General features: G+C 75.5%; 24 protein-coding genes. 7 read left to right on the forward strand and 17 right to left on the reverse strand.

Annotated features, from left to right (window positions below; translation table 11 throughout):
• The first annotated feature begins 114 nt into the window (after positions 1-114).
• Complete coding sequence (locus tag D1781_RS10085) at positions 115-1701, forward strand: esterase-like activity of phytase family protein (RefSeq protein WP_119482181.1); 1587 nt, start codon at positions 115-117, stop codon at positions 1699-1701.
• A 57-nt stretch (positions 1702-1758) separates the two neighbouring features.
• Here D1781_RS10085 and D1781_RS10090 read toward each other — a convergent pair whose 3' ends face one another.
• Positions 1759-2748, reverse strand: coding sequence for an aldo/keto reductase (locus tag D1781_RS10090; protein WP_119482182.1), 990 nt, complete (start codon positions 2746-2748; stop codon positions 1759-1761).
• Positions 2749-2885: 137 nt separating this feature from the next.
• Between D1781_RS10090 and D1781_RS10095 the strand changes: the two genes are divergently transcribed.
• Entirely contained in the window at positions 2886-3707 is an 822-nt protein-coding gene (locus tag D1781_RS10095; RefSeq protein ID WP_119482183.1) for a class I SAM-dependent methyltransferase, read from the forward strand.
• A gap of 5 nt (positions 3708-3712) precedes the next feature.
• Here the strand turns inward: D1781_RS10095 and D1781_RS10100 are convergent, their stop codons facing one another.
• Both D1781_RS10100 and D1781_RS10105 read right to left on the reverse strand, forming a co-directional pair.
• Entirely contained in the window at positions 3713-4522 is an 810-nt protein-coding gene (locus D1781_RS10100; protein ID WP_233551247.1) for an SDR family NAD(P)-dependent oxidoreductase, read from the reverse strand.
• 21 nt (positions 4523-4543) lie between these two features.
• Entirely contained in the window at positions 4544-5206 is a 663-nt protein-coding gene (locus tag D1781_RS10105) for an SIMPL domain-containing protein (RefSeq protein ID WP_119482184.1), read from the reverse strand.
• Between the two features lie 47 nt (positions 5207-5253).
• Between D1781_RS10105 and D1781_RS10110 the strand changes: the two genes are divergently transcribed.
• On the forward strand, positions 5254-5709 hold the full coding sequence (locus D1781_RS10110) for a hypothetical protein (RefSeq protein WP_119482185.1): 456 nt from the start codon (positions 5254-5256) through the stop codon (positions 5707-5709).
• 1 nt (position 5710) lies between these two features.
• Here D1781_RS10110 and D1781_RS10115 read toward each other — a convergent pair whose 3' ends face one another.
• Positions 5711-7780: an MMPL family transporter gene (locus D1781_RS10115; RefSeq protein ID WP_119482186.1), complete on the reverse strand. Its 2070-nt coding sequence runs from the start codon at positions 7778-7780 to the stop codon at positions 5711-5713.
• Between the two features lie 61 nt (positions 7781-7841).
• On the opposite strand from D1781_RS10115, the gene D1781_RS10120 reads away from it, so the two are divergent.
• Entirely contained in the window at positions 7842-8300 is a 459-nt protein-coding gene (locus tag D1781_RS10120; protein WP_158590063.1) for a MarR family winged helix-turn-helix transcriptional regulator, read from the forward strand.
• A 3-nt stretch (positions 8301-8303) separates the two neighbouring features.
• Here D1781_RS10120 and D1781_RS10125 read toward each other — a convergent pair whose 3' ends face one another.
• The 3 genes from D1781_RS10125 to D1781_RS10135 all read right to left on the reverse strand — a co-directional run bounded on the left by D1781_RS10125 (position 8304) and on the right by D1781_RS10135 (position 10590).
• The gene (locus D1781_RS10125; protein WP_119482188.1) at positions 8304-9224 is read right to left on the reverse strand and encodes a porin family protein; all 921 of its coding nucleotides are present in this window, start codon (positions 9222-9224) and stop codon (positions 8304-8306) included.
• An 80-nt stretch (positions 9225-9304) separates the two neighbouring features.
• Positions 9305-9772 (reverse strand): hypothetical protein, encoded by a 468-nt coding sequence (locus tag D1781_RS10130; protein ID WP_119482189.1) that lies wholly within the window; start codon positions 9770-9772, stop codon positions 9305-9307.
• Between the two features lie 173 nt (positions 9773-9945).
• Positions 9946-10590 carry a TetR/AcrR family transcriptional regulator gene (locus D1781_RS10135; protein ID WP_119482190.1) on the reverse strand — a complete coding sequence of 215 codons (645 nt, stop codon included), beginning with the start codon at positions 10588-10590 and terminating at the stop codon, positions 9946-9948.
• 108 nt (positions 10591-10698) lie between these two features.
• Here D1781_RS10135 and D1781_RS10140 point away from each other — a divergent pair, with 108 nt between their 5' ends.
• A complete protein-coding gene (locus D1781_RS10140; RefSeq protein WP_233551249.1) occupies positions 10699-12222 on the forward strand; it encodes an MFS transporter in 1524 nt (507 codons plus the stop codon).
• Between the two features lie 30 nt (positions 12223-12252).
• On the opposite strand, the gene D1781_RS10145 is transcribed toward D1781_RS10140, so the two are convergent.
• Positions 12253-13179 (reverse strand): NAD-dependent epimerase/dehydratase family protein, encoded by a 927-nt coding sequence (locus D1781_RS10145; RefSeq protein ID WP_119482192.1) that lies wholly within the window; start codon positions 13177-13179, stop codon positions 12253-12255.
• 46 nt (positions 13180-13225) lie between these two features.
• Between D1781_RS10145 and D1781_RS10150 the strand changes: the two genes are divergently transcribed.
• On the forward strand, positions 13226-14380 hold the full coding sequence (locus tag D1781_RS10150) for an alpha-hydroxy-acid oxidizing protein (protein WP_119483176.1): 1155 nt from the start codon (positions 13226-13228) through the stop codon (positions 14378-14380).
• 79 nt (positions 14381-14459) lie between these two features.
• Here the strand turns inward: D1781_RS10150 and D1781_RS10155 are convergent, their stop codons facing one another.
• The 9 genes from D1781_RS10155 to D1781_RS10195 form a co-directional block, all read right to left on the reverse strand.
• Complete coding sequence (locus D1781_RS10155) at positions 14460-15848, reverse strand: ADP-ribosylglycohydrolase family protein (RefSeq protein WP_119483177.1); 1389 nt, start codon at positions 15846-15848, stop codon at positions 14460-14462.
• A gap of 5 nt (positions 15849-15853) precedes the next feature.
• On the reverse strand, positions 15854-16489 hold the full coding sequence (locus D1781_RS10160; RefSeq protein WP_119482193.1) for a phosphatase PAP2 family protein: 636 nt from the start codon (positions 16487-16489) through the stop codon (positions 15854-15856).
• On the reverse strand, positions 16486-18012 hold the full coding sequence (locus tag D1781_RS10165; RefSeq protein ID WP_119482194.1) for an MFS transporter: 1527 nt from the start codon (positions 18010-18012) through the stop codon (positions 16486-16488). The genes D1781_RS10160 and D1781_RS10165 overlap by 4 nt, the downstream gene beginning before the upstream one ends.
• Before the next feature lie 2 nt (positions 18013-18014).
• Positions 18015-18578, reverse strand: a complete 564-nt coding sequence (locus tag D1781_RS10170; protein ID WP_119482195.1) for a PadR family transcriptional regulator — start codon at positions 18576-18578, stop codon at positions 18015-18017.
• A gap of 50 nt (positions 18579-18628) precedes the next feature.
• Entirely contained in the window at positions 18629-19645 is a 1017-nt protein-coding gene (locus D1781_RS10175; protein ID WP_119482196.1) for an NADP-dependent oxidoreductase, read from the reverse strand.
• A 40-nt stretch (positions 19646-19685) separates the two neighbouring features.
• Positions 19686-19895, reverse strand: a complete 210-nt coding sequence (locus tag D1781_RS10180) for a hypothetical protein (RefSeq protein ID WP_119482197.1) — start codon at positions 19893-19895, stop codon at positions 19686-19688.
• 32 nt (positions 19896-19927) lie between these two features.
• Entirely contained in the window at positions 19928-21394 is a 1467-nt protein-coding gene (locus tag D1781_RS10185; RefSeq protein WP_233551251.1) for a SulP family inorganic anion transporter, read from the reverse strand.
• An 84-nt stretch (positions 21395-21478) separates the two neighbouring features.
• Complete coding sequence (locus tag D1781_RS10190; RefSeq protein ID WP_119482199.1) at positions 21479-22126, reverse strand: response regulator; 648 nt, start codon at positions 22124-22126, stop codon at positions 21479-21481.
• Positions 22123-23277: a sensor histidine kinase gene (locus tag D1781_RS10195; RefSeq protein ID WP_158590064.1), complete on the reverse strand. Its 1155-nt coding sequence runs from the start codon at positions 23275-23277 to the stop codon at positions 22123-22125. Before D1781_RS10195 ends, D1781_RS10190 begins: the two co-directional genes overlap by 4 nt.
• Before the next feature lie 107 nt (positions 23278-23384).
• On the opposite strand from D1781_RS10195, the gene D1781_RS10200 reads away from it, so the two are divergent.
• On the forward strand, positions 23385-24308 hold the full coding sequence (locus tag D1781_RS10200; RefSeq protein ID WP_119482201.1) for a hypothetical protein: 924 nt from the start codon (positions 23385-23387) through the stop codon (positions 24306-24308).
• Positions 24309-24311: the final 3 nt, after the last annotated feature.

Genomic DNA, 24311 nt, shown 5'->3' on the forward strand with positions numbered 1-24311 from the left:
GATCGCCGGTCGACACGCCCGCGCTCCCCGAGATCCGCGCGTTCACCCGCGGGTCACACGCCCGTCGCCTCCCGCTCCTACCGTCCCGGCGGTCACGACCCGCGAAGGAGCACCATGCGCACCTCGATCCCGATCGCGGCGGTCCTCGCCGCCTGCACGCTCACGGCCGCGGCGGCCGTCAGCGCCGACGCGTCGCCCTTCGGCGCCCGGAACGACGCCTACCGCGTCTCGTCCTCGGCGCCGACGACGGTTCCCGCCCGGCACGGCGTGCTCCGCAACGACTCCCCCGCGTTCCGGCAGATCGTCGACTCGACGCAGCCGACGTCGGGCGACGTGACGCTGCGCGCCGACGGCGGATTCCGCTACTCGCCCACCGGCACCGCGAGGAGGGACTCCTTCACGTACACGACCTCCGACGCCGTCCGCGTGTACAGCGAGGACGAGCCGCCGCTCGCGACCATCGGCGGCGTCGAGATCGGCGGGTCCGGCTTCGGGTCGGCCGTCGCGACGGTGCCGGGGCACCCCGACCAGGTCTACGGGCTGACCGACCGCGGCCCGAACGTCGACGGCCCGGGCGGGTCGAAGATCGAGCCGCTGCCGGACTTCACCCCCTCCATCGGCCGCTTCCGCCTGAGGAACGGGAAGGCCGAGCTGCTGCAGACCATCCCGCTGCGGGCGGAGGACGGCCACCGGCTGAACGGGCAGGTGAACCCGGCCGCGTCGACGAACGAGACGATCACCGACCTCGACGGTGCCGTCCTGCCCGCCTCGCGGTACGGCCTCGACAGCGAGGGCCTCGTCGCGATGCCCGACGGGACCTTCTACGTCTCCGACGAGTACGGGCCGTTCATCGTGCACTTCGACCGGCACGGCCGCGAGCTCGAGCGCTTCTCGCCGCAGGCGGGCACGCTGCCCGCCGAGCTCGGGAACCGCACGCCGAACAAGGGCATGGAGGGGCTCACCGTCACGCCCGACGGGCGGACGCTCGTCGGCATCATGCAATCGGCCTTGACCCAGCCCGACGCGACCGCGAAGCCCGGCAAGAACCCGCTCGTCCGCATCGTCACGATCGACCTGAAGACCAAACGGACGCACGAGTACCCCTACCTGCTGCAGGACCCGGGCGACACGAGCAGCGCCGTCAGCGAGATCACCGCGCTGTCGTCCACCCGGTTCCTCGTCGACGAGCGCGACGGCGAGTTCGAGCCCGGCGCGTTCAAGCGCCTGTACGTCGCCGACATCGCCAACGCGACGGACATCGGGCCGCGCGCGGCCGTCGCCGGCGCCGCCTACTCGTCGACGCTCGGTCTGACCGTCGGCGGGAAGTCGCTCGAGGCGCTGGTCGGCAAGGCGACGACGGCGCAGGGCGCGGCGAGCCTCGCGGCGGCAGGGATCACCCCGGCGGCGAAGTCGCTGCGGCTCGACCTCGGCGCGCTGCTCACCTCGCTGAACCCGCAGGGCGCGTTCTTCGGCCACGACAAGATCGAGGGCGTCGCGGTGACCGACCGCGGCCGGAAGCTGATCGTCTCGAACGACAGCGACTTCGGCATCGCCGGCACGACGGGCGACACCGCGCCCTTCACGCTCGCCCCGAAGACCGGGCCCGACGGGAAGGTCGACGCGGGCGAGTTCCTCGTGGTCGACCTGACGAAGGTGCAGCACCCGACGAGCACCGCGACGGTGTCGCTGAACCGCCGGTAGCGGGAGGAGACAGGAGGCCCGGATGCAGCCGCGTCCGGGCCTCCTGCGTCCCGCCGGTCAGTTCCAGACGGGCATGCGCTCCTCCGTGTAGCGCGCGCCGGCGGCGCCCTCCGGCACGATCTCGTGGATCGCGGCCAGGTCGTCGGCGGTGAGGATCACGTCGGCCGCGCCGACGTTCTCCTCGAGGCGCCGCTGGTTCCGGGTGCCCGGGATCGGGACGACGTCGTCGCCCTGCGCGAGCAGCCACGCGAGCGCAAGCTGCGGCGTCGTGATCCCCTTCGCCTCGGCGAGCTCGCCGAGGCGGTCGATCGCCTGCTTGTTCCGGCGGTAGTTCTCGCCCTGGAACCGCGGGTTCGTGCGGCGGAAGTCGGTCTCGTCGTACTCCTCCGCCGGCTTGACGTCGCCGGTCAGGAAGCCGCGGCCGAGCGGCGAGTACGCGACGAAGCCGATGCCGAGCTCGCGGACGACCGGCAGCACCTCGGCCTCCACCTGGCGCTCGAAGACCGAGTACTCGGTCTGCAGCACCGACACCGCCTGCACGGCGTGCGCGCGGCGGATCGTCTCCGGGCCGGCCTCGCTCAGGCCGAAGTACCGCACCTTGCCCTCGTCGATCAGCGCCCGCACGGCGCCGGCGACGTCCTCGATCGGCACGTCCGGGTCGACCCGGTGCTGGTAGAGCACGTCGATCACGTCGGTCTTCAGGTACCGGAGGCTGTTCTCCGCGACCTCGCGGATGTGCTCGGGGCGGCTGTCCGTGCCGACGGAGCGGCCCTGCTCGTCGAAGGTGAAGCCGAACTTCGTCGCGATCACGACCTCGTCGCGGAAGGGCGCGACGGCGTCGCCGACGATCTGCTCGTTCAGCCCTTTGCCGAGCCCGTAGAGCTCCGCGGTGTCGAAGAACGTCACGCCGAGCTCGTGCGCGCGGCGGATCGTCGCGATGCCCTCGTCGCGGTCGCCGCCCGGCCCGTAGGCCATCGTCATCCCCATCGTCCCGAGGCCGATCGGGGAGACCTCGAGGCCGTGCTGTCCCAGTGCGCGCTGCTGCATGCAGGAGGCAACCGCGGCGCTCCCGCGTCCTTCCCGTGCTCAGCGGATGCGGAGGGGACGTCCCGCCGGTCACCAGCAGGGGCGTTGACCCCGCTCGCCGCCGGTCGTACCGTGCCGGGATCGCGGAAGGAGCGGCCATGAGCAGCGCGGCGGGCCGCGCGCCCTCACCGGATCAGACGCCGGCCGGCTGGTCGGACCACGCCGAGCCGTACGACGAGTGGCTGGCGCCGCTGACGCGGCGCTTCGCAGCCGACGTCGTCGACGCCCTCGCGGTCGGCCCGGGCACTCGGCTGCTCGACGTCGCCGCCGGCACCGGGGCCCTCGCGCTCGCGGCGGCCGCCTCCGGCGCCGAGGTGCTCGCCACCGACTTCGCCCCCGGCATGGTCGGGCTGCTGGAGCGCCGTGCCGACGCGCTCGGCCTCGCGGTGACGACGGCGGTGATGGACGGCCAGGCGCTCGACGTACCGGACGGCGCGTTCGACGCCGCCGCGTCGCTGTTCGGTCTGATCTTCTTCCCGGACACGGCGGCGGGCGCGCGCGAGCTGCACCGCGTGCTCCGGCCCGGCGGGCACGCCGCCGTCGTCGCGAGGGCGGACGGCGGGCTCACCTTCCACCCGCTCGTGCTCGAGGCCCTCGCGCAGGCGGGCGTCCGCGAACCCGGTCGCGCGGCGGCGCCCGCGGCCTTCCGCCTCAGCGCGCCGGCGGCGCTCGGGGCGCTGCTCACGGAGGCGGGCTTCGCCGATGTCGCGGTCCGGCTGCTCGAGCACGCGTGGCCGGTCCCTGCCCCGGAGGCGCTGTTCCGGTCGGCCCCGTCCTGGTCCGCACCGCTCCGACCGGTGTTCGACGACCTCCGACCGGAGCAGGTCTCGGCCGGCGCGGCCGCCTTCCGGGACGTCGTCGTGAAGCGCTTCGGCGGTGCGCTGCCGGCCCGGGCGCTGCTCGCGACCGGGACGCGCTGAGACGATCAGCGCGGCAGGCGCTCCTCCGCGACGCTGTTGCCGCCGTCGACGACGATCGTCTGCCCCGTGACGTAGGCGGCGCCGGGCGTGCACAGCCAGGCGATCGCGGCGGCGACCTCGTCCGCCGTCCCGCTCCGGCCGACCGGGACGACGCGACCCTCCTCCGCCTCGGACGGCAGCTGCGAGCCCGTCGCGATCCATCCCGGCGCGACCGCGTTGGCGGTGATGCCGTGCGGCGCCTCGTCCACCGCGAGCGCGCGCGTGAACCCGGCCATACCCGCCTTCGCCGCCGCGTAGACGACGTCGCCGCGCGACGCCATGACGGGCCCGGTCACGCTGCTGACGGCGACGACGCGGCCCCATCCCGCGCTGCGCATCCCGGGGACCAGCGCCCGGGTGACGAGGAAGGCGCTCGTCAGGTTCTGGCGCAGCCCCGCCTCCCACTCGCCGAGGCCGACGGTCACGTCGCCGCCGCCCATCGACTCCCCCGTCGCGACCATGCCCGCGTTGTTCACGAGGACCGTCGGCGCCTCGGGCAGAGCGTCGGCGAGCGCGGCGACGAGCCCGTCGACGTCCGCCCCCGTGTCGAGGCGCGTCACGACGCCGACCGCCTCGACCCCGGCCGCGCGGAGCTCGGCGACCCGGTCGTGGACCCGGCCCGTCGTCGCCGTGACGGCGACGGCAGCGCCGAGCGCGCCGAGCGCCCGCGCGGTGGCGAAGCCGATCCCCGTGGGGCTCCCGGCGCCGGTGACGAGGGCGGTCCTGCCCCGCAGGTCGACGGAGGCGGGCAGCGGGAGGGAGCGGGGCGCGGGCACGATGGGGACGCTAGCCGGGGGTCAGGAGGCGGCGGGCTCGGCCTCGAAGTCGGCGGAGAGCTCGACCGCGAGCTCGACGTCCTCCGGGCGGAGCGCGAAGCCGGGGCCGTCGGAGCGGGCGCTCGCCTGGGCGGTCCACTTCATCGAGCCCGAGCCGCCGCCCGACGCGGGGCGCAGGCCCGCCTCCCTCACCGAGCGGAGCCCGACCGAGGTCGCCCCGATCGCGGCCCCGTAGGCCTCGGCGCGGGCGACCGCGTCCCGGACCGCGGCGAGCCGCAGCTCCCGCTCGACCGCGGAGCGCGTCGCGGCGGCGAGGGTCCACTCGACGCGCTCGACGGTCACCCCGGCCGTCGACCCCGCTTCGAGCAGCCAGCCGGCGAGCGCCTCGAGGTCGCGGAACCGCACGTCGACCCGGGCGGAGGCGAGCTCCACCGTCCGCTGCTGCTCCTCGCGGCCCTCCCACCGGTGCTCCGACCGCGCCCAGAGCTGGGAGCCGCCGACCCGGGTCGCGGCGCCGCTCGCGAGGAACGCCTCCGCCGTCTCGATCAGCCCGGCGCGGAGGGCGCGCGTCCGCTCCACGACCTCGGCGCGGTCGTCGCCCTCGAGCTCGACGTTCAGGTGCGCGGTCGCGCGCTCCGCGGGCAGGGAACGGGAGGCGGAGCCGTGCACGGCGATCAGGACCATGCGGCCATCCTGGCGCCGGAAGGCGCTGCGCTCCTAGGCTCCGGGGCGTGGCCCTGTTCAAGTCCCAGGAGGAGCGCGAGCAGGAGGCGCGGGAGCGCGCCGAGCGCGAGCGGCAGCACGCCGACTGGGTCCGGCGCCAGGAGGAGGCCGCGCGGAAGGCGGAGGCCGACCTCGCCTTCGCCGAGTCCCCGCTGGGCCGCGCCCGGCAGGCGCACGCCCGCGGCGACCGCCTGTTCCAGATCGAGCTCGAGGTGAGCCAGCTGACGGGCGTCGACTCGATGTTCGGCTCGGCGGAGAACGAGATCACGCGCAGCCGCACCGAGCCCGACCTGCTCGGCCGCATCGAGGACGAGGGCTGGCACCTCGAGCACGTCGGCTACGTCTTCGTCGAGACCGGCTCGACGTCGACGAACGCGATGTTCTCCACCGGGCAGGGCACCGTCACCCGCGGAGTCGTCACGGGCGTCTACCTGTTCCGGCGGGTCGAGCGCCCGGCGTCCTGACTCAGGCCGCCTCCCCGCGACGCAGCACCGCGTCCCGCCGCGACGGCCACCAGAACCGGTCACCCGCGATCAGCACGAGCGCGGGCACGAGCAGGGTCCGCACGACCAGGGTGTCGAGCAGCACCCCGATGCAGACGAGCGCGCCGATCTGCGCGAGGGCGACGACGGGCAGCACGCCGAGCACGACGAACACCGCCGCGAGCAGCACGCCCGCGCTCGTGATCACCCCGCCGGTCGCGCCGAGCGCGCGCACGATCCCCTCCCGCGTCCCGACCACCGCCCGCTCCTCGCGCGCCCGCGCGGTGAGGAAGATGTTGTAGTCGACGCCGAGCGCGACGAGGAACAGGAACGCGAACAGCGGCACCTGCACGTCGAAGCCCGGGAACCCGAACACGTGCTGGAACAGCAGGTTCCCGAGACCGAGGCTCGCGAGGTACGTCGCGAGCACGCTCGCCAGCAGCAGGACCGGCGCGACGAGCGAGCGGAGCAGCAGCGCGAGGATCAGGAACACGACGACGAGGATCGCCGGCACGACGACCGCCTGGTCGCGCTGCTGCGCGACCCGCTGGTCGTAGGCGGTCGCGTCGCTGCCGCCGACGAGGGCGTCGGCGACCCGGCCGCCCTCCACCGCGAACGCCGCCCGGAGGTCGCGGACCGAGGCGAAGGCGGCGTCGCTCGCGGGCGCACCGGCGAGCTGCAGGTCGAGCTCGGTCCGTCCGCCGGAGGTCGCCCCGGGGGTCACCCGGTCGACGCCGTCGACGTCGCGGGCGATCGCGGCCACGCGGTCCGCCTCGCCCGCCGGCGCGAGCACGACCGTCTGCGCGGCGGTCCCGGCGGAGAAGGACCGGTCGAGCACCGCCTGCGCCTGCACGCTCTCGGGGTCGCCGAGCAGCTGCTCGGTCTGCGACAGCCCGAAGCGGAAGCCGACGAGCCCCGAGCCGAGGGCGACGATGCCGAGCACCGCGACCACCGCCAGCGTCCTCGGCCGGCGGGCGACCCGGCGGCCGATCGCGCTCCAGACGCCGCGCACCTCCCCCTCCCGGCCCGGCTCGTGCCGCGGCACGAAGGGCCAGAACAGTCGCCGGCCGAAGACGACGAGCGCGGCAGGCAGCCAGAGGACGGCGGCGAGGATCGCGATCGCGACGCCGATCGCGCACGCGAGGCCGAGCGCCCGGTTCCCGGAGAGCTCCCCGAGCAGCAGGGTCAGCAGGCTGAGCGCGACCGTGCCGCCGCTCGCGGCGATCGTCGGGCCGGCCGCCCGGACCGCGGCGCGCATCGCGTCGTGCGGGTCGTCGCGCCGCCGCAGCTCCTCGCGGTAGCGCGAGATGAGCAGCAGCGCGTAGTTCGTGCCGGCGCCGAACACGAGCACCGACTGGATGCCGGAGACGGAGGCGTCGACCGGAACGCCGGCCGCGCTCGTCACGGCGCCCACGACGACCCGCGCGAGCCCGTCGGCAGCGCCGACGACGACGAGCGGCACGATCCAGAGGAGCGGGCTGCGGTACGTGACGATGAGCAGCACCGCGACGACGGCCGCGGTGACGATCAGCAGGCGCAGGTCCGCGCCGGCGAACGCGTTCACGACGTCCGCCTGGAAGCCGACGGGTCCGGTGATGCGCGCGGTCAGCCCGGCGGGCAGGTCCGTGCGGGCGACCGAGCGGAGGGCGCTCGCGACCCCCTCCGGGTCGTCCTGCACGCGGTCCGCGTCGAGCGGCACCGCCACGAGCGCGACGCGCCCGTCGTCGCCGACCTGCGGCCGGACGGCCTGCGGCACGACCGAGCGGTCGGCGAGCGCGGCCGCCCGCTGCCCGATCGCCGTCCGGTCCGCTTCGGTGAGGCCGGCCTCCCGGTCGTACACGACGATCGCGACGGTGCGGTCCGCACCGGGGAAGCGCTCGAGCAGCGCGGCCACGCGCTGCGACTCCGCGGAGGCCGGCAGGCCGGTGGTCGGCGTGCTGCCGGACTCGGGCTGCGGCAGCAGCGCGAACAGCGCGCCGACGACGACGAAGCCGCCGAAGAAGGCGAGCCAGGCCGTCCGGCGGCCGGTGAGGAAGCGGGCGATCCGGTCCATGATCCCTCCGGTAATTCGGTCACCGAATCATATGGTGGTCGAAGCAGAGAGAATGGTGGACATGGTCGACGACGCGCCGGAACCGCAGCCCGAGACGCTCGCGCTCAGGCGCCTGCAGACGGCCATGGCGGACGCGGAGGCGGCGCTCGGTCGCAGGATGGGCATGCACCCCACCGATCTCGCGGCGATGGCGCACCTCACGTGGGCGCCCGACCCGATCGGGCCCGGCGAGCTCGCGCAGCGGCTCGCCCTCTCCCCCGCCGCGGCGACCGAGCTCGTGGACCGGCTCACCGCCGCGGGCCACGTGGAGCGGCACCGGGACCTCGCCGACCGGCGCAGGATCCGCCTCGAGCCGAGCGAGCAGGCCGTCGGCTCCGTCCGGGGACACCTCGCGTCGCTGCTCAGCGCGCTGGACGCGGCCGCGTCGGGGACCGCCGAGCAGGACCGGGCCGCCGTGCGCCGCTACCTGGACCGGGTCACCCGCACCTACGCCGACTGGGCCGATCCCGACCGGGACTGATGCTCAGTAGCGGTGGCCGCGGAGCAGGCGCTTGCCCTCCGCGAGCTGCTTCGCCGTGCAGTAGCCCCCGTAGCCGAGGTAGCCGCCGGGGTTCAGCGCCTGCGCGCCGCAGTCGGCCGCGTGCTCGATCGGCGTGATCGCGGGGTCGGGCGGGTCGAGGCGGTACGGCGGCTGCGCCGCACCGGCCGGCTTCGACCAGGTCGAGAAGTACCGCTTCGCGGCCTTCGTCATCGTGCGGTGCCCGGCGGCCGTGCCGCCGTAGTTCAGCCACTGCCGCTCGTGCGAGCACTCGTGCAGGGCGAGGGCGCGGAGGTTCTTCGCGCTGTACGTCGCGACGTCCGCGGTGACGCGGATCAGGAGGGTGCCGGTGCGGTAGTCGCCGGCGGCGCTGCCGAGCTTCGCGACGTGCACCGCGGTGTTCGGGCAGTACGGCTTCGCGTAGCCCCAGATCCGCTTCGCGAGCCCGGTGTAGCGGGCCTGGTTCTCGTAGCCGATCCGCACCGCGTGCGAGCGGGAGGTGTTCGCGACCCGGCGCGAGCCGCTCGTGTAGGCCGTCGACACGAGGCGGTACGCGACGGAGCGCTGCTTGGCCTTCGTCGACCAGCGCGGCGTGCGGACGGACAGCCCGGCGGAGGTGGAGGAGACCTTCGCCGTCGTGCGCGTCCACCTGCCGGCGCCGATCCGACGCTCGAGCGCGAGCCGGGCCGGGGCACGCGTGCCCGTCCAGCGGACGTCGTAGGAGCCGAGCAGCACGAGCGCGCCGGCGTTGCCGACCGTGGAGGTCGTCGCGTCGCCGCGGCCCGCGACGACGAGCTCGCCGAGCCGGTACTCGCTGACGGACGCCGTCCGTGCGTGCGGCGCGGCCTCCGCGACGGTCGCGCCGCCCAGGACGCCGAGGGCGAGGACCGCCCCTGCGAGCAGCACACCGAACCGTCTCGACCGCACGGGGTGCAGTCCAGCGGACGCGGACCCGCGCGGCCCGGCGCCGCGCCGGGCGTCGCGGATCAGCCCCGGCGAGTCGCCTCCCGCTCCTGCCGGAGCATCCAGATCGCGTGCCGCACGGTCGCCTCGACGATCCAGACGGCGGCGCCGAGGTCGTCGTCCTGCAGCTCGGGGAGGCGGGCGATCTCGTGCGCGAACGGCTCCGCGAGCTCGAGGCGGAGGCGCCGGTCCTCGTAGTCGAGACCGTGCCACTGCGACTCCTCGAGGAACAGCGGAAGCAGCAGCAGGACCGCGCCGGCCTCGGCGACGCGAGCCGCGGCGCGCTCCGCGTCGAACTGCCGCTCGAGCGCGAGGAGCGCGAGCTCGGGGCCGTCGAGCACGAGCTCGACGTGCTCCTCGACGAAGAGCCGGAGGTCCTCCTCCATCCGGTCCACCCGGCCCTGCCGGGTGCCCGTCGCGGCGGCGCGCTGGGCGCCGAAGAAGGAGCCGATCACCTCGTCGGCCCTCGCCACGACCCGTCGCTGCGCCATGCCTCCAGTGTCGCGCGCTCCTCCGACGCCGGCCAGGGAGCGATCCAGCAGGACCTCGTCGCTTCAGCAGGACGGAATCGGGGCTGTGGTCCTGCTGGAGTGCGCGTGTCCTGCGCGATCTCGGCGGGTGGTCTCGAGGCTCCTTCGTCGCACCTCGACCAGCGGGGCAGGCGTCAGGGGCGCAGGCCGAGGGCCGGGAGCACGACGCGGTCGATGATGCCGATCGTGAACTCGCGGTCGACCGGCTTCCGCTGGACGATCGTGCGGTAGATCGTCATCGACGGCGAGATGTGCGCGATCGTGTCGATCTCCTCGGCGGACCGCGGCGCGACCTCGCCGCGGGCGATCGCCCGCTCGATGAGCGCGCGGTTGAGGCGCGCCCGCGGCTCCGTGATCGCCTCGTTCACCGCGTCGGCGAGCTGCGGGTCGCGGGAGAGCATCGAGGCGACGCCGCCCATGATGCGGATCTTCCGCTCCGACTCCTCGAGCGAGTGCGGCCGGACGAGCGCGAGCAGGTCGCCGCGGAGGGAGCCCGTGTCGGGGGCGTCCTCCGGCGCGACGATCGGCTTCATGCAGGCGACCGCGTCGATCACGAGCTCGGCCTTCGAGGGCCAGCGGCGGTAGAGCGTCGCCTTGCCGGCCTTCACCCGCGCCGCGACGAGGTCGATCGTGAGGCGGTCGTAGCCCTGCTCCGCGAGCAGCTCGAGCGTCGCGTCGAGGATCTCCGGGTCCCGGGTGTGGTCGCGCTTCCGGCCGAGGCGGACCTGCTGGTCGTCGACGACCGCGGGCTCCGCGGGGACGGTGTCGAGCGGCGTCATCGCTGCCCTCCCCTCCTGATGGACCCCCAGCATACGACGGATACGACACGACGACGTTCTGGAACGTCGGCGATCCGGAACAGGTTCGTTCCGTATATGCTCGCCGGCATGACCTCCCTCCCCCAGGCCGCGCCACCGGCGGCCCCCTCGTCCCGTCGGTGGTGGACGCTCGCCGTCGTCGCCCTCGCGCAGCTGATGGTCGTGCTCGACGCGACCGTCGTGAACATCGCCCTCCCCTCCGCCCAGGCCGACCTCGGCTTCTCGGACGCGGACCGGCAGTGGGTCGTCACGGCCTACTCGCTCGCGTTCGGCAGCCTGCTGCTCCTCGGCGGCCGCCTCGGCGACCTCGTCGGCCGCAAGCGCATGTTCCTGATCGGCCTCGTCGGCTTCGCCCTCGCCTCGGCCCTCGGCGGCGCGGCGCAGACCTTCGGCCTCCTCGTCGCGGCGCGCGCCCTGCAGGGCGTCTTCGGCGCGATGCTCGCCCCGACCGCCCTCGCGGTGCTGACGACCACCTTCACGGTCCCGAAGGAGCGAGCCCGCGCCTTCGGCGTCTTCGGCGCCCTCGCCGGCGCCGGCGGCGCGATCGGCCTGCTGCTCGGCGGCGTGCTGACGCAGAGCCTCGACTGGCGCTGGAACCTCTACATCAACGACGTCATCGCGGTGGTCGCGGTGGTCGGCGCGATCGCCCTCGTCCCGAACCTGCAGCGCACCGGTCCGCGCCCGAAGCTCGACGTGCCCGGCACGCTGATCGTCTCCGCCGGCCTGTTCGGCCTCGTCTTCGGGTTCTCGAACGCGGAGTCGGACGGCTGGGGCTCCCCCGCCACGTGGGGCTTCCTCGCCGCCGCGGGCGTGCTCCTCGTCGCCTTCGTCGCGTGGCAGGCCCGCGCGGCCCACCCGCTGCTGCCGCTCGCGATCCTCCGGGACCGCAACCGCGCCGCCGCCTACGCCTCCGTACTCATCGCCGGCTCGGGCATGTTCGGCGTCTTCCTCTTCGTGACCTACTACGTGCAGTCGACGCTCGGCTACTCGCCGATCCAGACCGGCGTCGCCTTCCTGCCGATGATCGGCATGCTCGTGCTCGCCGCGCAGCTCGGCACGAACCTGCTCGTGCCCCGGCTCGGCCCGAAGGTCATGGTCCCGATCGGCATGACCCTCGCGCTCGTCGCGATGGTCCTGCTCACCCGCCTCGACGTGCACAGCGCCTACGCGCCGGACCTGCTCGTGCCGCTCATGCTGATTGGCGCCGGGATGGGCACGATCATGCCCGCCTCGATGCAGACGGCCACGCTCGGCGTGGACCGCCGCTACGCCGGCGTCGCCGGCGCGCTCGTCAACACGAGCCAGCAGGTCGGCGGCTCGATCAGCACCGCGCTGCTCAACACCCTCGCCGCGACCGCCGCGACGGACTGGGTCTCCGGCCACCTCCCGCCGACCCGCGCGGTGCTCGCGGAGGCCGCCGTCCACGGCTACGCCACGGCCTACTGGTGGTGCGCCGCGTTCTTCGCCGGCGGCGCGATCCTCGCTGCGGTCGTGTTCCGCCGCCGGAACCAGGGCCTCGCGCTGCACACCGCGCACGAGGTGTCGCACGCGGTCGAGCCGGACACCGTCCAGGAGGCGGCGGTCGTCGCCTGACCCGACCTCCGTTCCGGAGGCAGGTCCCGCCTACGAGACGGAACGGGCGGCGAGGCGGAGGCCCTCCTCGGTCGTCGGCGCCGTCGGCGCCCAGCCGAGGCGGGCCTTCGCCCGTGCGTTCGACATCGGGATGGAGGTCGCGAGGAAGTCGGCGACGTACGGCGTCGGGCGGAAGAACCAGGACGGCACCCGGAGGGGGCGGGGCGCTCCGACCGCCCGAGCGGCGGCGTCGAAGAAGTCGTTCCAGGCCACCGGCCGGTCGTCGCAGACGTTGTAGGCCGCGTTCGCGTCGCCCCGCTCGAGCGCCGCGACCGTCGCGGCCGCGGCGTCGCGCACGGCGACGTACGAGTGCACCCCGCCGCCCGACCGCGGCACCGGCAGCGCCCGGCGCCGCAGCCGCGGCGCCATCGCCCGCAGGCTCTCCGGCCCGTAGAAGAGCCCGTAGCGGAGGTTGATCCCGTCGATCCCGAGCGTCGCCCGGGTCAGCCGCTCCGCCGCCTTCAGCGCCTCGATGATCGGCCGCGCCTGCGGCGACGCCGAGCCGGGCACGCCGAAGGGCGCCCCCTCCGCGATCGGCATCGTGCCGTGGTCGACGAGGCCGTAGCCCGCGAGGAAGGACCGGGTCACCATCCGGCGCGCCCCGACCGCCTCCGCGAGGCCGAGCAGGTTCGACGTGCCCTGCACCCGCAGGCGGTTGGTCGCGTCGAGGTCGCGGTGGCGCAGCGGCAGGCCGTCGATGGCGGTCAGCTCGTGGATCACGGCGTCCGCGCGGATCCCCTGCGCGGCCGCGAGCAGAGCGGTCCGGTCGAGCACGTCGGCGACGATCGCGCCGGACCACGTCGGCCGCACCGCGTCCGGGCGTCGCGTGACGCCGACCACCTCGTGGCCCGCCGCGACGAGCAGCTCGACCAGCGGCCGCCCGATCGTCCCGGTCGCCCCCGCGACGATCACCCGCACGCGGCGACTCTGCCACCGCCCGGGCGCGGCGTGCCAGGGTGCGTCCATGGCGGCGTTCAGCGACTACCAGCTCGGGATCTACCTGCAGGGGGTGGCGGGTGCGGCCCCGGACCTCCCGATGTCCTACGCCGAGCTGGAGGCCCGCGGGTCCGCGGCGATGGACCCGGCCGTGCTCGGCTACGTCGCCGGGGGCGCCGGGGACGAGTCCACGCAGATCGCCAACGTCGACGCCTTCGGGCAGTACGGCCTCATGCCGCGCATGCTCGTCGGTGCGGCGCAGCGCGACCTCTCGATCGACCTCGTCGGCCTGCGCCTGCCGAGCCCGCTGCTGCTCGCGCCGGTCGGCGTGCTCGGCGTCGTCGCGGAGGACGGCGACCTCGCGACGGCCCGCGCCGCTGCGGCGACGGGCGTGCCGATGATCGCCTCCACGCTGTCGGAGGCGCCGCTCGAGCGGGTGCGGGAGGAGCAGGGCGGCACCCCGGGCCTGTTCCAGCTCTACCCGCCGGCCGACCGCGCGCTCGCCGAGAGCCTCGTGGGCCGCGCGGAGGCGGCCGGGTACTCGGCGATCGTGATCACGCTCGACACCTGGATCAACGGCTGGCGGCCGCGCGACCTCGAGCGCGCCTACCTGCCGATGCTGCAGGGGCTCTGCCTCGCGAACTACCTGACCGATCCGCGGTTCCGCGCGCTGCTCGCCGAGTCCGGCGGCACGGGCGGCGAGGCCGCCGTCCGCCTCTGGGCCTCGCTCTTCGGTAACCCGACGATGACCTGGGACGACCTCGCCTGGTTCCGGTCCCTCACCTCCCTCCCGATCCTGCTCAAGGGCGTCTGCGACCCGGACGACGCGAAGCGGGCGCTCGACGGCGGCATGAACGGGATCGTCTGCTCGAACCACGGCGGGCGGCAGGCGAACGGCGGCATCCCCGCGATCGACTGCCTCGAGCCGGTCGTCGCGGCGGCCGACGGCGCGCCCGTCGTCTTCGACTCCGGGGTCCGCAGCGGCGTCGACGTCGTGAAGGCCCTGGGCCTCGGCGCGACCGCGGTCGCCATCGGGCGGCCCTACGTGCACGGCCTCGCGGTCGCGGGGCAGCGCGGCGTCGAGCACGTCGTGCGGTCGCTCCTCGCCGAGGCGGACCTGACGATGGCGGTCGACGGCTACCGGGACGTCGCGGCGCTGCGGGGCGAGATCCGGCGCCGCTGACTCCCGGGCGCGCGTGGCAGGGTCGCGGAGCTGTTCGCGGCGCTCGTCGCGGCCGGAGCCGGGCTGCACGCGCGCCCGTTCACGCGGCGGGCGGGACCTCCGGCGGGAGGGGGAACGAGCGGCCGAGCAGGCCGGGGCGGTCCGGGCCGGACAGCGCGACCCGGCCCTCCTTCCACGGCGACTCGTAGTCGTCCGCCATGTAGGGCACGCGGTCGCCCGCGTGCTCGAGCAGCGCGGCGTACCAGAAGCGGTAGGCCGGTGCGGGTCGGCGGTCCGCCTCGATCCCGGGGTGCGCGGCGAGGATCCGGTCGGCGAGCTCCTCCGGCCCGATCGGGTCGACGCGGCCGTCGTCGAGCAGGTCCCACTGCCGACCGGTCGTGTACCGGAGGTGCTCCGGGCCCCGGCCCCCGTCGCCGACCAGGAGGCACCGCCAGTGGCCCGTCGCGTACACGGCCATCCAGACGTGGAGCGCCTCGTAGCCGCGCTCGTGGAGCACCCGCACGGCCTGCAGCAGCACCTGCTCGGGGCGCACGGTCGTCGCGACGCGACGCCCGCGCACCGCGGCGACCGCGAGCTCGACGAGGTCGTCCGCGGTGAGCCCCGGCCAGCCGTGCACGATGCGGCGCCACTCCTCCGGCACCGCGGAGGCGCCGTGCATCGCCCCGATCACGCCGCCCGCGATCGCGGCGACGGTGTCCGTGTCGTTGCCGCCGCGCACCGCGCGCTCGAGCACGTCGCGCACGCCCGAGCCGCGGGTGATCGCGGACCAGGCGCCCTGCAGGGCGGCACCGGCCCACCCGTTCTTCGGGAAGTCGTTCGGCCGGCCCTCCTCCGCCGCGTCGATGAGGCCCGACCAGTACTCGCGGCGCTCGCGCGGCAGCGCGCCGAGCTGGTCGCGCAGGCGCGGCTCGCCGGTCGTGATCGCGGAGCGGATCGCGAGCGACCAGAGCACGCAGGCGTCGCCCGCGAGCGGGTCCGCGTGCGTGAGGTCGCTGACCCGGCGCGCGGCCGCCACCAGCGCCCGCGGGTCGTCGAGGTGGGCGAGCGCGACCGGCGTCGTGCGCATCAGCGAGCCGTTGCCCGCCGAGTTCGGGTGCGCGTCCGCGAACGCGCGGGCCGCGGCGCCGAGCGCCTCCGCGGTGGGCGCGGTCGCCGCGTCGCAGACCGCCCGCGTCTGGTTGCCGACGTCCGGCGCCTCCTTCGACCACTCGATCCAGGCCGCCGCGACCTCGTCGAGCGCGGCGCCCTCGAGCGGCACCCCACGGGCGACGACGCGGAGGATCGGGATCGCCATCGACGTGTCGTCGGTCCACTCGCCCGGGGCCCAGTCGAAGCCGCCGCCGCCCTTCATCCGCACCGGCATCACGCCGGGCATCGGCGGCCCGAACTCGTAGCCGGCGCCGAGCGCGTCCCCGCAGGCCGATGCGAGCACGGCTCCCGCCGCCCGGTCCTCGATGCGCTGATCCATCCCCGTCACTCTGGCATCCGCGGGTGGGCGGTCGCGGCGGGCGGGGCGAGCACGGCGACCGTGAGCGCCGCGACCGCGGCGCCGCACGCCGCGCCGGCGATCGTGTCGGTGAGCCAGTGCGCGTCGACGACGGTCCGGCTGACCGCCATCACCGGGATCAGCGCGAGCGCGGCGACGCGGGTCGCGGGGCGCCGGGCCGTCAGCGCGAGGACCACCGCGACGACGGCGGCGTACCCGGTGTGGCCGGAGGGGAACGAGCCGCGGTCCTCGAACAGCGCGCCGCTCGGGCCCGGCCGCTGGTCGAGGAGCTTCAGCGCGGTGATCAGGACCTCGTCGAGCGCCGCGGCGACCGCGAACCCGAGCGCGGTGCGCCGCCCGCGCCGCCACCACAGGGCGGCGGTCATGGCGGCGGCGACGACGAGCGAGCCGGGCGCGCCGCCGAGCGCGGCGAGCACCTCCGACGGCAGGACCACGCCCGGCGCCCGGTGCTCGGCGACGAGGCGGGCCCAGTCCGCGTCGACGGCGAGCCCGGGGACGCCGTGGAGCCCCCGAACCGCGACGGCTGAGGCCGTCACGGCGGCGAGGCCGGCCGCCCCCGCGATCGCGAGGGCGCACCGGCCGCGCCGTCCGAGCGGGATCACGCGCTCGGGACCGCCTCCTGCGGCCGGCCCTGCTGGGCCGGGCCGCGGCCGCGGGGACGACCGGCGGTCCTCGGCAGCGTGAACACGAGCAGGAACGCGACGACCGCGAAGGCCGCCGAGGTGAGCAGCGCCGCGGTGGCCGCGGTGCCGAAGGCGTTCGCGACGTCGTCGGCGGACGGGCGGCGGCCCGACGGGAACGAGAGGTTCCCGAAGAACACGCTGCCGATCACGGCGATGCCGATCGCGGAGCCGATGCGCTGCATCGTCGAGATCACGCCGCTCGCGGCGCCGGCCTCCGACGGGTCGACCGTCGCGACGATGAACTGCACGTTCGGCGCGATGAAGAGGCCGCTGCCGAAGCCGGCGACGAGCAGCGGGCCGAGCAGGTCCCAGTTGGTGAGGTCGGGCGACGGCACGAGCAGCAGCACGAGCCAGACGCCGAGCAGGCCGAGCGCGACGAGGCCGGACCCGAAGATCAGCACGGTGCGGCCGAAGCGGACCGCGAGGCGGGTGCTCTGCGAGGCGCCGACGATGCTGCCGATCGCGAACGGGATCGACACGAGGCCGGACTCGAGCGCGGTGTGGTCGAGGCCCGCCTGCCAGAGCAGCGAGATGGAGAAGAAGATGCTGACGAACGCGGCGAAGTAGACGAGCGCGAGGAACGTGCCCGCCGTGAACGCCGGGTGGGTGAAGAGGTGCGGCGGCACGAGCGCGGTGCGGCCGCGCGCGACGACGCCGCGCTCCCAGAACCCGAAGAGCACGAGCAGCACCACGCCGCCGGCGAGGGAGGCGTAGGTCCACCCGGGCCAGCCCTGGTCCTGCCCCTCGATGAGCGGCACGAGGATCGCGGTGAGGGCACCGGACAGGAGCACGAGCCCGACGAGGTCGACGCCGTTCGCGGCCGACGCCTGCTTCGGGCTGTTCGGCACGAGCACGGCGGCGGCGATCAGCGCGACGATGCCGATCGGCAGGTTGACGTAGAAGACGAAGCGCCAGCCGTCGGTGTTGCCGAACGCCTGGATCAGCAGGCCGCCGAGGACCGGGCCGATCGCGGAGGAGACGCCGAGCACGGCCCCGAACACCGCGAAGGCGCGGCCGCGCACCCGGCCCGAGAACAGCAGCTGGATGTAGGCGGACACGGCCGGCAGGTAGATGCCGCCGGCGAGGCCCTGCACGACGCGGGAGACGATCAGCTGCCCGTCGGACTGCGACAGGCCGCAGGCGACGCTCGCCGCCACGAAGAGCGCGAGGCCGGTGAAGAAGACCCACTTGTGGCCGAGGCGGTCGCCGACGCGGCCCGCGGGGATCAGCGCGAGGCCGAACGCGAGCGCGTAGCCGGAGATGATCCACGACAGGGTCGCCTCGGAGGCGTCGATGCTCGTGCGGATGGAGGGCAGCGCGACGTTCACGATCGTGGCGTCGATGAGGGACATCGCGGCGCCCAGCAGGACGACGGCGAAGGCGATCCAGGCGCGCCGCGGCGGCACCTGGATCGTGCCCATGGCGGGGGCGGAGTCGGACATGGTCAGTCGGCCTCTCGGGTGAGCTCGTCGTGGACGATGGCGGGCAGATCGGCGAGCACCGTGTCGAGCCAGGCCAGCTCCGCGTCCAAGCGGTGGGTCTGGTGGCGCATCACGTGCTGCTCGGCGACGGACAGGTACTGGTCGACGTGCTCGAGCCGTTCCGCGTGCTCCCGGGCGGCCGCGGCGACGGCGGCGCGCCGCTCGGCGAGCAGCGCGGGCAGCTCGTGCACGAGCTCCTTGCCGACCCGGGCGAACGCGAGGTCGAACGGGTCGGGCCGGAGCGAGAAGTCGGTGATCGTCTCGAGGCGGAGCCGGTCCAGGGCGGCACGGCCCTCGTCCGTGATCTCGACGATCTGGCGCTCGGGCCGGGCGCCCTCGCGCTCGGTGCGGACGGCGTCGACGAGGCCCTCCGCGAGCAGGCGCTTCAGGGCCCCGTAGATGCCGCCGACGTGGAAGTCGGTCCACATGTGCACGTGCTCCTGCTCGGCGAGCAGCCGCAGCTGGTGGCCGTGCATCGGACCGCGCTCCGCGAGCGCGCCGAGCACAAACACGCGGATGGACGACATGCGATCAGTCTCGCACGACTAATCCGCGAAGAGCATGAACGCCGAGCCGGTCAGAGGCGGACGAGCATCTTCCCGGTGTTGCCGCCGCGCATCAGGTCGAGGAAGGCGTCCACCGCGTTCCCGAGGCCCTCGCGGACCGTCTCGTCGGCGACGATGCGGCCGTCCCGCACCCAGGGCCCTACCTCCTCGACGAAGGCGGGCCAGCGGTGCCGGTAGGAGGGGCTCGTCCAGCCCTTCAGCGTCAGCCCGCGGGTGATCACGTGCCAGAGGTTGTCCGGCCCGGGCGAGCGGCCCTCCTCGTTGTACGAGGTGATCGCGCCGCAGAGCGCAGCCCGTCCCCCGTCGTTGAACACCTCGAGCGCCGCCTCCAGGTGGTCCCCGCCGACGTTGTCGAAGCAGACGTCGATGCCCTCGCCCTGCTCGGTGCCGGTCGCAGCGACGAGCTGCTCGCGGATCGGCGCCGCCCGGTAGTCGAGGCCGACGTCGAAGCCGTAGCGCTCCGTCAGCAGCCGCGCCTTCTCGGGGCCGCCGGCGGACCCGATGGTGCGGGCGGCGCCCTTCAGCCGCGCGATCTGCCCCGCGGCGGAGCCGACCGCCCCGGCGGCGCCCGACACGAAGACGGTCTCGCCCGCCTGCAGCGCCGCGATGTCGGTCAGTCCGACCCAGGCGGCGAAGCCCGTCCCGCCGAGGACGCCGAGGTGCGCGGAGGCGGGCACGCCCGGCAGCTCCTGCACCCGGCGGAAGGCGGCGGCCGGGCCCTGTGCGAGGTCGCGCCAGCCGAGCTCGTGCTGCACGAGGTCGCCCTCCGCGATCCCGTCGGCGCGGCTCGCGACGACCCGGCCGAGCGCGGCGCCGGTCAGCGCCTCCCCGAGCTCGAAGGGCGGCACGTAGCTGCGGCCCGCGTTCATCCGCCCGCGCATGTACGGGTCGACCGACATCAGCTCGTTCCGCACCCGGACCTCGCCGGGTCCCGGGTCGGGCAGGCCCCGCTCGACGGTGCGGAAGTCGTCGTGCGAGGGCCAGCCGGTCGGGCGGGCCGCGAGGTGGATCTCGGTCGCGGTGGTCACCGGGGCACGCTAGGCGCGGCCGCCTGGGCGGGTGCGCCGATCAGCGGGTCGGGCGGCGCCCGCGGCGCAGCGCGGCGGCGATCAGCACGACACCGACGACGGCGACGACCAGCCCGATCGCGAGCCAGGTCCGGTCGCCGGTCATGAAGCTGCCGGGGATCAGGTTCGCGCCCTGGCCGATCCAGACCCCGCCGGTGACGAGCGCGACGAGGCCGAGGACCAGCAGGAGGATGCGGGCGCCGCGGCTCATGGGGTCACCGTAGCGCCCGGCGACCGATCGGCTCAGGCGCCGAGCCGGCCGGTGAGCCGGGCGTGGAAGGCCGTGCTCCGCTCGTCGAGCCCCTCGAAACGCACCGCGCGCCCGTGGTCGGCGTAGCGCTGCTCGACGGCGTCGAGCGCCGCGACGGTGGAGGCGTCCCAGACCTGCGCGTGGGTGAGGTCCACGACGGTCTCGGCGGGGTCGTCGGCGTAGGCGAACCGGTCGATCAGGTCGTTGCTGCTGCCGAAGAACAGCGGGCCGCGGACGTCGTAGCGCGCCACGCCGTCCACCACCCGGCGGTCGACGGTCGTCACGTGCGCGACCCGGCGGGCGAACAGCACCATCGCGAGCAGCACGCCGACGCCCACGCCGACGGCGAGGTTGCCGGTCACCAGGACGACGGCGACGGTGACCACGAGGACCGCGGTCTCGGGCAGCGGCATGCGCCGCAGGGTCGCGGGGCGGACGCTGTGCCAGTCGACCGTCGTGACGGCGACGACCATCATCACGGCGGCGAGCGCGACCATCGGGATGATCGCCAGCACCGGGCCGAGCACGGTCAGCAGGCCGAGCAGGAAGACGGCCGCGACGCCGGTCGAGAGGCGGGTCCTCCCGCCGCCCGCCTTCACGTTCACCATCGTCTGGCCGATCATCGCGCAGCCGCCGATCCCGCCCCAGAGCGCGGCGCCGACGTTCGCGACGCCGAGCCCCCACGACTCCCGGTTCTTCCGCGACGGGGTGTCCGTGATGCGGTCGACGAGCTTCGCGGTCAGCAGGCTCTCGAGCAGACCGACGAAGGCGACGCTGAGCGCCGTCGGCCAGACGATGCCGAGCGTCGTCGCATCGAGGGGCACGGTGAGCGGGGTGATGCCGGGCAGCGCGCCGCCGACGCGGCCCTCGTCGCCGACCGACGGCACGTCGAGCCCGGCCACCACCGCGATCGCGGTGACCACCACGATCGCAACGAGGGCCGCCGGCACCGCGGTCGTGAACCGCGGCAGCAGGAGGACCACGGCGAGCGTCAGCGCGAACAGCGGGTACGCGACCCACGGGACGCCGATCAGGTGCGGCACCTGCGCCGCGAAGATCAGGACGCCGAGGGCGTTCACGAACCCGAGCATCACGCTCCGCGGCACGAACCGGAGCAGCCGGGCCAGGCCGAGCACGCCGAACAGGATCTGCACGAGGCCGCCGAGCACCACGGCCGGCAGCACGTAGGCCGCGCCGTGCGCGTGCACGAGCGGCGCGATGACGAGCGCGACGGAGCCCGCCGCGGCCGTCACCATCGCGGGCCGGCCGCCGAGCACCGTGGTCACGGCGAGCAGCACGACGGAGGCGACGAGGCTCGTGCGGGGATCGACCCCGGCGACGACCGAGAACGAGATCACCTCGGGTACGAGCGCGAGCACGGTGACGACGCCGGCCAGCGCCTCCCGGGTCAGCAGGCGGGGCGAGCGCAGCGCGTCGAGCGCGCGGGCGGGCTGGGGCACGGGGTCTCCCGTCGATCGGAGCAGCGGCACGGGGCCGCCCGATCGACGGAGACCGGGACCTCAGTATCGCCGCCGGGCCGCGCGTCAGCGGTCGACGCCCGCGTCGAGCGCGGCGACGACGGCGCCGATCCGGTCCCGCGCGCCGAGCTTCGCGAGGATCGCCGAGACGTGCGACTTCACCGTCCGCTCCCCCATGGCGAGCTCGTCGGCGATCTCCCCGTTCGTCGCGCCGCGGCACATCCGCGTCAGCACCTCCGTCTCGCGCGGCGTGAGCCGCTCGAGCGGGGCCGCGCCGGGCCGGCCGGCGGCGCTGCGAGCCCGGGCGAGCACCCGCGGCAGCACGCGCGGGTCGATCCACGAGCCGCCCGCCGCGACCGCGCGGACGGCGAGCACGAGCGACTCGGCCGGGCTGTCCTTCAGCACGAACCCCTCCGCGCCCGCGTCGAGCGCGGCCCAGAGCACCTCGTCGTCGTCGAAGGTCGTGAGCGCGAGGACCGGCGGGGCGCCCGGGGTGCCGCGGAGGCGGCGGGTGGCGGTCGGTCCGTCGGTGCCGGGCATGCGGACGTCCATCAGCACGAGGTCGGGCGCGAACCGCTCCGCCGCGACGACGGCCGCGGCGCCGTCGGCGCACTGCGCGACGACGACGATGTCGGGCTCCGCGCCGAGCACGAGGGAGAGCCCGGAGCGCACCATCGCCTGGTCGTCCGCGACCACGACCCGCAGGGCGCTCATGCGCCCGCGACCGCGGCGCGCAGGGGCAGGCGGCCCTCGACGACCCAGCGCTCGCCCGCGGGGCCGCTCGTCAGCGCGCCGCCCACCGCGGCGACCTGCTCGCGCAGCCCGGCGAGGCCGAAGCCGCCCGCGGACGGGGCCCGGGCGGGGCCTCGCGGGTTGGCGACCCGCGCGGAGGCCTCCTCCGCGCCGGCCGCGACGGCGACCTCGACCGTCGACCCCGGCGGCGCGTAGCGGGCCGCGTTCGCGAGCGCCTCCTGCACGACGCGGAAGAGCACGACGCGGGCGGCGAGCGGCAGGGCGGCCGGGTCGCCGTCGACGTGCAGCGCGACCGCGACGCCCGCGGCGCGGTAGGCGTCGACGAGCTCGCCGAGGTCGAGGGAGACGCCGGGGCGGGGGTCCTGCTCGCTGAGCAGCCCGACGACGCCGCGGATGCCGTCGAGGCTCTCCCGGCACACCCGCTCGGCGTCCGCGAGCGCCGACTCGGCGGCGGCCGGGTCGATCCGGAGCACGCGGCGCGCGCCGCCGACGTGCAGCACGACCACCGTCAGCGAGTGGGCGACGAGGTCGTGCACGTCCCGGGCGATCCGCTGCCGCTCGTCCCGCACCCGCGCCGCGGCGAGGTCCGCGTCCGCCTCCCGGAGCCGGGCCGCGAGACGGTTCGTCCGGCGCAGCAGCACGCCGACGAGCACGCCGAAGACGTCGCCGAACGCGAAGTAGCCGCCGCCGTTCGGCTGCCGCCCGACGACCAGGCCGGGCAGGAACGGGATCAGCGCGACGGCGACGGTCACCCCGACCACGAGTCGGAGGTCGTCCGTGCGGCTCGCGAACCGGCTCGCCGCCGCGGTCGTCATGAAGACGACGACGCCGACGTCCGCGGCGAGCACCACCGGCACCACCGGCAGGACCGCGAGCGCCACGAACAGCCACGCGGGCGGCTCCCGGCGGAGCACGACCGCGACCCAGGGGGCCAGCGCGAGCAGGATCAGCGCGATCGCCCAGGGCGGCCGCGGCGACTCGACGAGCGCGAGCGCGGCGGCGATCGCCGCGACGCCGGCGTAGATGCGGTCCGTCGTCGCGGTGTCGACGGCGGCCCGGCCGCCACGATCGACGCGGTCGGCGGAGGCGGCGCGGTCGGCGGGGGCGGACATGCGACGAGGATCCCGCATCGGCGGGCCGGTCGCCTCGTCCCGCGGGCCGAGGCGGCCCGCCCCGCGGGACGATGCCGCAGCGGGGCTGCGCGGCGGACGCTCGATCCATGACCGCTCCGGTGCTCTCCCCCGCCCTCCCGATCGTCCCGCCCGTCGCCGGCCGGCCGCCGCTCCACCGGGCGCTGCTCACCGCGGCGCTCGCCGTGGCGCTCGTGTCGCTCGCGGTCGCGCTCGTCGGCCTCGTCGTCGACCCGCGGTCGATCGGCGGCGCGCCCGCATGGCTGAAGCCGGCGAAGTTCGGCGTCTCGACGGCGCTCTACCTCGTCGCGCTGCGCTGGATGCTCGGCGTCGTCCGCGGGCACCGCCGGCTGCTGACCGCGATCGCGGCGGTGCTGCTGGTCGGCCTGTCGTTCGAGCTCGTGGCCATCGCGCTGCAGGTCGTCCGCGGCACGACGAGCCACTTCAACACCGGCAGCGCCTTCGACGTCGCGCTGTACGGCTCGATGGGCGGCGTGATCAGCACCGTGCTCCTCGCGACGGCGGTCGGCGCGGTGCTCGTGCTGCGCGCTCCCGGCGTCGACCGGACGATCGCCGCCGGGATGCGATGGGGCCTGCTCGTCACGCTGCTCGGGATGACGGAGGCGGTGCTGATGACCGTCAACTTCGGCTGGAGCGACGGCGGCGGGCACACGGTCGGCGGCGTCGACGGCGGGCCCGGCCTGCCGATCACGGGCTGGAGCACCGAGCACGGCGACCTGCGGATCGGCCACTTCGTCGGCCTGCACGCGCTGCAGGTGCTGCCGATCCTCGCCTTCCTCCTGCTCCGCGTCCCGGGGCTCGGGGCTCGCACCCGCACCCGCCTGCTGACCGTCGCCGGCGCCGCGTACGGCGGGGTGCTGGTCCTCGTCACCGCGCAGGCGCTGCGCGGGCAGCCCCTGCTCGCGCCGGACGGGTGGACGCTCGCGGCCGCGGCGGTCCTCCTCGCGGGGGTCGGGACCGCCGCTGCCGCGGTGCTGCGGCGCGGGGCGTGAGCC

This window comes from Amnibacterium setariae (assembly GCF_003581425.1).
Lineage (GTDB): Bacteria > Actinomycetota > Actinomycetes > Actinomycetales > Microbacteriaceae > Amnibacterium > Amnibacterium setariae.

Excerpts from the sequence above, each read along its gene's own strand:
- D1781_RS10200 (WP_119482201.1), top strand. The coding sequence starts at position 23,385 with ATGACCGCTCCGGTGCTCTCCCCCGCCCTCCCGATCGTCCCGCCCGTC.
- D1781_RS10180 (WP_119482197.1), bottom strand. The coding sequence starts at position 19,895 with ATGAGCCGCGGCGCCCGCATCCTCCTGCTGGTCCTCGGCCTCGTCGCG.
- D1781_RS10085 (WP_119482181.1), top strand. The coding sequence starts at position 115 with ATGCGCACCTCGATCCCGATCGCGGCGGTCCTCGCCGCCTGCACGCTC.
- D1781_RS10095 (WP_119482183.1), top strand. The coding sequence starts at position 2,886 with ATGAGCAGCGCGGCGGGCCGCGCGCCCTCACCGGATCAGACGCCGGCC.
- D1781_RS10115 (WP_119482186.1), bottom strand. The coding sequence starts at position 7,780 with ATGGACCGGATCGCCCGCTTCCTCACCGGCCGCCGGACGGCCTGGCTC.
- D1781_RS10150 (WP_119483176.1), top strand. The coding sequence starts at position 13,226 with ATGGCGGCGTTCAGCGACTACCAGCTCGGGATCTACCTGCAGGGGGTG.
- D1781_RS10170 (WP_119482195.1), bottom strand. The coding sequence starts at position 18,578 with ATGTCGTCCATCCGCGTGTTTGTGCTCGGCGCGCTCGCGGAGCGCGGT.
- D1781_RS10140 (WP_233551249.1), top strand. The coding sequence starts at position 10,699 with ATGACCTCCCTCCCCCAGGCCGCGCCACCGGCGGCCCCCTCGTCCCGT.
- D1781_RS10165 (WP_119482194.1), bottom strand. The coding sequence starts at position 18,012 with ATGTCCGACTCCGCCCCCGCCATGGGCACGATCCAGGTGCCGCCGCGG.
- D1781_RS10135 (WP_119482190.1), bottom strand. The coding sequence starts at position 10,590 with ATGACGCCGCTCGACACCGTCCCCGCGGAGCCCGCGGTCGTCGACGAC.
- D1781_RS10105 (WP_119482184.1), bottom strand. The coding sequence starts at position 5,206 with ATGGTCCTGATCGCCGTGCACGGCTCCGCCTCCCGTTCCCTGCCCGCG.
- D1781_RS10090 (WP_119482182.1), bottom strand. The coding sequence starts at position 2,748 with ATGCAGCAGCGCGCACTGGGACAGCACGGCCTCGAGGTCTCCCCGATC.
- D1781_RS10155 (WP_119483177.1), bottom strand. The coding sequence starts at position 15,848 with ATGGATCAGCGCATCGAGGACCGGGCGGCGGGAGCCGTGCTCGCATCG.
- D1781_RS10120 (WP_158590063.1), top strand. The coding sequence starts at position 7,842 with ATGGTCGACGACGCGCCGGAACCGCAGCCCGAGACGCTCGCGCTCAGG.
- D1781_RS10130 (WP_119482189.1), bottom strand. The coding sequence starts at position 9,772 with ATGGCGCAGCGACGGGTCGTGGCGAGGGCCGACGAGGTGATCGGCTCC.
- D1781_RS10195 (WP_158590064.1), bottom strand. The coding sequence starts at position 23,277 with ATGTCCGCCCCCGCCGACCGCGCCGCCTCCGCCGACCGCGTCGATCGT.
- D1781_RS10190 (WP_119482199.1), bottom strand. The coding sequence starts at position 22,126 with ATGAGCGCCCTGCGGGTCGTGGTCGCGGACGACCAGGCGATGGTGCGC.